At 52.9% G+C, this 5,707-nt stretch carries 4 protein-coding genes; all 4 read right to left on the reverse strand.

Features of this window, described 5'->3' with window-relative positions; all coding sequences use genetic code 11:
• The coding region (gene arsB, locus V6D20_20100; GenBank protein ID HEY9818082.1) for an ACR3 family arsenite efflux transporter at positions 1-820 on the reverse strand (820 nt) is incomplete at its 3' end.
• Between the two features lie 154 nt (positions 821-974).
• The gene (locus V6D20_20105) at positions 975-2,600 is read right to left on the reverse strand and encodes an IS1634 family transposase (GenBank protein ID HEY9818083.1); all 1,626 of its coding nucleotides are present in this window, start codon (positions 2,598-2,600) and stop codon (positions 975-977) included.
• A gap of 173 nt (positions 2,601-2,773) precedes the next feature.
• A complete protein-coding gene (locus V6D20_20110; protein ID HEY9818084.1) occupies positions 2,774-3,094 on the reverse strand; it encodes a metalloregulator ArsR/SmtB family transcription factor in 321 nt (106 codons plus the stop codon).
• A 119-nt stretch (positions 3,095-3,213) separates the two neighbouring features.
• Positions 3,214-5,307 (reverse strand): elongation factor G, encoded by a 2,094-nt coding sequence (gene fusA, locus V6D20_20115; protein HEY9818085.1) that lies wholly within the window; start codon positions 5,305-5,307, stop codon positions 3,214-3,216.
• Positions 5,308-5,707: the final 400 nt, after the last annotated feature.

A 5,707-nucleotide genomic window follows, 5' to 3' on the forward strand; every position in this document is an offset into this window, starting at 1 on the left:
GAAAAGGATTCCGGACAATCAGGTCACCCTTGAAGGCAAAGAGTAAAATCAGCGTGATCAACAGGGCAATAACGGCAATAGGGCTGAGGTATTTCAAAAATACCTGCTCAAACCAAGTCTTGCCTTTATGACGTAAGATCCAGGTGCGAGAGACGGCCCCGGCTAGCAGCGGCAACCCCACGTAGATCAGCACCGATAATACAATCGTTTCCCAGGGAACCGTCAGGTTATTGGCGGCTAAGAGCCAGCGTCCTAACGGAGCATATAGAAACAGCATGGCCAAGGAGTTGATGGCCACCATAACTAGGGTATGCCCTTGGTTACTAAAGGAAAGATAGCCCCACATCAGCACCATGGCTGTGCAAGGGGCAATCCCCAGGAGAATGGTGCCGGCGATATAGGAGTCAGCGATCGCTAAGGGCGCGCCTCGCACAAGTTCCGACCCTTCAATCAGGGGGCGGAAGAGCCAGCCTAGAAAAAACTGGGCAAAGGCTACCATGGTGAAGGGCTTGATGAGCCAGTTCACGACAAGGGTGAGCAGAACTGGTCGGGGGGTTTGAGCCGCTTTTTTAGCCTGGGAAAAGTCAATCTTCACCATGATGGGATACATCATGAAAAAGAGGCAGATAGCAATGGGAACGGATACTTGATAGACACTCATTCCATCCAGAGCCTCAGCCACCCCTGGAAAGACTCGCCCTAGGGCAATGCCAGCTCCAATGCATAACAAGACCCACAGGGTTAGATATCGCTCAAAGGCATTCAGGCTACCTCCAGCTTGGACGGCACGGCTTGAAGGATCAGGTTTCTCTGTGGTCATGCGGTCACCCATGATATAAACGATCCAACACCATCAAGCGGTTCGGTAGACCCACCGAGGATACCGTTAATCGCCTGATAGTCAAAGTCGCGATCGCTCAAGATCAAAACCAGTTCAGCGATCGCTTACCCGACATTCCGCAGGTTGACAGGTCTTAATTTAGGAGATAGTAGCGGCAGGACGGAAAGCCCATGAGGCGGATAATTTTGCTGCGCTCCTCAGACAGGTTGCTGACCTGCTGAACTGTGTTCATCGAGACCAAGTGAATCGCCTGGAACTTCTGTAAAATCCAGCGAAAGGTCGGGATGGGCGTCGGGCGTTGCTTTTGGTCAAGCACCGTTTCACCCGCTTGATCCAGTTGGGCTCTGAGCTTGCGCTGCCCCAAACTATAGACGAGTAGGGTCAAGACCATGACGAGGGCGAGGGCTTCTACTCGTTGGGGCTTTTTGACAAAGACGCTACTGGTGAAGAAGAGCGGGTCTTTGAGGAAACGAAAGCCACGCTCAACCTGCTGCTGTCCCTTGTACTCGCGCAGCAACCGTTCGGCAGGATAGGTCTGCGCGTCTAGGACATTGGTCGCCAGGATGAAGCGTCGATGGCGCTGTTGGCACTGAACCTCGTACTCAGCCGTGCGTTCCAGGGTCGCTTGCCACTGATACCCTATCGTCGGTGGCTCTGAGGGGTTAGCCCGCTTGGGGCGACCGGGGGGACGCTTAGCGGCAACCGCCACCAGGGTGACCTGAGTGAGTTTATAGCCGGTGAGGGTGTCCTGAAAGCGCATCAGGGCTGAGGTGGCATCGGGTTTACAAGCAAAGATCTGGCGGCACATCTGCCGCACCTGCTGTTGCAGCCCTTTTTTCTCCTTGTCGAGGGGTTTTAGCCAATCGTCCGACTCACTGCGGTGAGGGCTTTCCACCAGCACCCAGCGCTGCTCCACCCCGCCGTAGGTCTGTCGTTGCTCCCACAGTCGATAGCCTTCCAGTGTACAGGGCATCTCAATCAACGACTCAAGGCTACTATCGACTAGAGTTTGAGCGATCTTGAGAGTCACAGGTACCCGACTCAGCCACGGCAAACGCCCCACCGTCTGGAGGTTAGGTTCGCTATAGAAGGCTGCATCAGCCACCAGCAGGGCAGGCGTCTCCCACTGCTCGGCAAACGCTGTCATCAGCCCTGCAAACGTCTGACAGTCGGGCTCATTGCCGCTGCCGACTGTAAACCACACCGGGATGCCACCGTCGGCAGTACAAATCAAGTTGACCAAAAACTGCTTCAAGTCCGGTCGATGATCTCTCGAATACCCCCGGCAAATCTCAATCGCCTGGGGTACTTCTGAATCAGCCTCTAACTCTACGTCAGACCCGTTCGCTGATCGGTACTCGCCGTCGAGAGCAAATGAGGTTGAGTCCAGATGGCACTGACTGACGCTGACGCCAAAGCGTTCGACCGCCTGCATGGCCACCTTCAGAAAAAACAGCGTTGTGCCGTACTCAAACAGGCCATCCAACACCCGCCCCAAGCGGTCATCGTTGAGATGGGCTGCCGTAATGCCGGGGCCTAGTAGATGCTCCACGGGTTTGCCTTCGAAAAACTCGCTGAATAAGTACAACGGCGCGCTGACAAACCCCAACCCGTTGAGAATCATCGCTTTCAGCACTTGTCCTGGGCTGATATGGTTCAGGCTATGAGCATGGAGTAGCTCGTCGGCTAGCTCTACCATCCCGATCTCATCCACGAGGGCGGCTACTAAGCCTAAGTGATCCAGGTTCTCTATCTTCAAGGCGCGATCTCAATGCGTGCCCTGAGCTTACCCCAACCGCACTCAATATTCATTTCATCAACCTGCGGAATGTCGGCTTACTCCTAGTCAAATCAAAAAAAGTTGTTTTGTCAACTATATCCCAGTTCTAGAACATTGGAGTGCCTGGGGAGAACAGCGGGCCGCTCCTCAGATTAATCCTCGCTGCAGGATCGAGATGGGCGAGGGCTAGCCTGTCTTAAGTTGGATAGATACTGTTCCAGGCAGGCAATCTCAGGTAGGTTGAGGCTGTAGTAGCTCCACTTACCCTCTTGCCGCGATCGCAGCAATCCAGCTTCTTTCAGGGTTTTGAGATGGAAAGATAGTTTCGACTGGCGCACCTCTAAGCGATCGCATAGATCGCATACGCAGAGTTCTTGCTGGCGCAGAAGATCTAAAATCTGCAGGCGTAGGGGATCGGAAAGGGCGTGAAACCCTGAACATGCACTGGTATTGAGTTCAATGACATCTGACATGAGCCTTCCCAACTGTAACGTTTTATCCTAAACGTCTCTATCCTATCGCCCAAAAAACAGCGATCGCCCTGGAGTTGCCAGAGCGATCGCTTTAGGGTTAGGTCACAGCCTGTTGATGGTTAGGAAGCGGCAGCTGCTTGGCGCTCCTTAGCTTCCTTAATCACCTCTTCTGCCACATTGCTGGGACAAGGTGCATAGTGATCAAAGGACATAGAGAACTGACCGCGACCAGAGGTCATGGTACGCAGATCGCCGATGTAGCCAAACATTTCGCTCAGCGGTACATCTGCCCGAATCCGAGAACCGGTGGGGGTGGGATTTTGGGACTTGATCATGCCTCGGCGACGATTAAGGTCACCGATCACATCACCCATGTAGTCTTCTGGTGTGAAGACATCCACATCCATAATCGGCTCTAGCAGTTGAGGTCCAGCCTTAGGAATGGTTTGGCGATAGGCAGCTTTAGCCGCAATTTCAAAGGCGATCGCCGACGAGTCAACCGGGTGGAAGGCGCCATCGGTCAAGGTTACCTTCAAATCTACACAGGGGAACCCTGCCAACAGACCCTTGACAATGCTGGTCGCAAAGCCTTTTTGAACCGCTGGCCAATATTCCCGAGGTACGTTACCACCCGTCACCTTCGATTCAAACTGGAAGCCGGTACCCGGTTCACCCGGTTCAATGATGTAGTCGATCTTACCGTACTGACCAGAACCACCAGACTGCTTCTTGTGGGTGTAGCTGTCAGCAATCTGCTTGGTGATGGACTCGCGGTAGGCCACCTGAGGACGACCCACTTCCACTTCAACACCATAGGTACGCTTAAGAATGTCTACCTTAATGTCAAGGTGGAGTTCACCCATCCCTTTAATGATGGTTTCACCGCTCTCTTGATCGGTTTCCACTTGGAAGGACGGATCTTCCTGCACCATCTTGCTGAGGGCTAAGCCCATTTTCTCATCACCACCCTTCACCTTAGGCTTCACGGAGATGGAAATCACCGGCTCAGGAAACACCATGGGCTCCAGGGTTGCTGGATCTTTGGGATCGCAGATGGTATGTCCAGTCTGCACATTTTTCATACCCACGATCGCCACGATGTCACCAGCTTGCGCTGTATCGACTTCTTCACGGGAGTTGGCGTGCATTTCCACCAAGCGACCAATCCGCTCGGTTTTGCCGGTAGCTGTGTTGAGGATGGTGTCTCCCTTCGACAGCCGACCGGAGTAGATGCGCGTAAAGGTCAGAGCCCCAAAACGGTCATCCATGATCTTGAATGCCAAAGCCCGCAGGGGTTTTTCGTCATCCACAATGGCGAACTTGCCGGTTTCGTTACCCTCAAGGTCAACCTCAGGCTGAGGGGGAACTTCCATCGGGTTGGGCAAGTAATCAACCACCGCGTCTAGGATCAGCTGCACACCCTTGTTTTTAAAGGAGGAACCGCAGTAGGTGGGGAAGAAGGCTAGCTCACGGGTGCCCTTTCGGATACAGCCCTTGATTTCTTCGATAGTCAGCTCTTCACCCTCAAGGTATTTCTCCATGAGAGCATCATCTTGCTCAACTGCCAGTTCGATCAAGGCTTCCCGATAGGTTTCGACGTCATCTACCATGTCAGCAGGCACGTCTTTGATGGCATAGTTCTTGGGATCGCCAGAATCATCCCACACCCACGCCTTGCGGGTGAGCAAATCAACTACGCCACAGAATTCAGTTTCTCGGCCAATGGGCAGCACCATCACCAACGGCTTAGCTGCCAAGATGGTCTCGACTTGCTTGACGACGTTGAAAAAGTCAGCGCCGGTTCGATCTAGTTTGTTGACATAGATAATCCGAGCGACCTTAGAGTCGTTGGCGTAGCGCCAGTTGGTTTCAGACTGAGGCTCTACCCCGCCTGATCCACAAAATACACCAACCCCACCGTCCAGCACCTTCAGGGAGCGGTATACCTCAATGGTGAAGTCTACGTGACCAGGGGTATCAATAATATTGAGCTGGTGATCCTTCCAAAAGCAAGATGTCGCAGCCGACTGAATCGTGATGCCGCGCTCCTGCTCTTGCTCCATGAAGTCTGTGGTTGCCGCACCATCATGCACTTCACCAATTTTGTGGATTTTCCCCGTGAGACTCAAAATTCTCTCGGTCGTGGTGGTCTTGCCCGCATCCACGTGGGCAAAGATACCAATGTTTCGATAGCGCGCGATGTCTTTCTTCATGTCTGATCTCTAGTTCAGTGCGACAAACGATTGTAGGCTCACAGTTAAGGATGACTTAAACGGAGGTTAAGGGTGCTTCCATAATCAGCAGAGGGTAGGCTGTGGACGGTGAAAAACCGGCAGCCTGAGCCTGCCTTCAGCAATCGTATGAATTATTAAATAATTGTAATGGAATCAAGGCACATCAGGGCCATTTTCACCGCTTTGGGTCAGCAATCTGAAATGGGTGACCCTAGAAGAATGGCGGCTACTCGCTGACCATATCTGTGCTTAGACCATTTGGAAACGCGGGAGGATGTGTTTTTTCGCATACTCTTCTATAGTAGCTGCCAATGGGCAAAACGGCGAATATCTGCCGTTATCTGGGGGGGTGGATCAATAGGCTGAACTCCTGCTTTGC

This window comes from Candidatus Obscuribacterales bacterium, from assembly GCA_036703605.1.
Classification (GTDB): Bacteria; Cyanobacteriota; Cyanobacteriia; order RECH01; family RECH01; genus RECH01.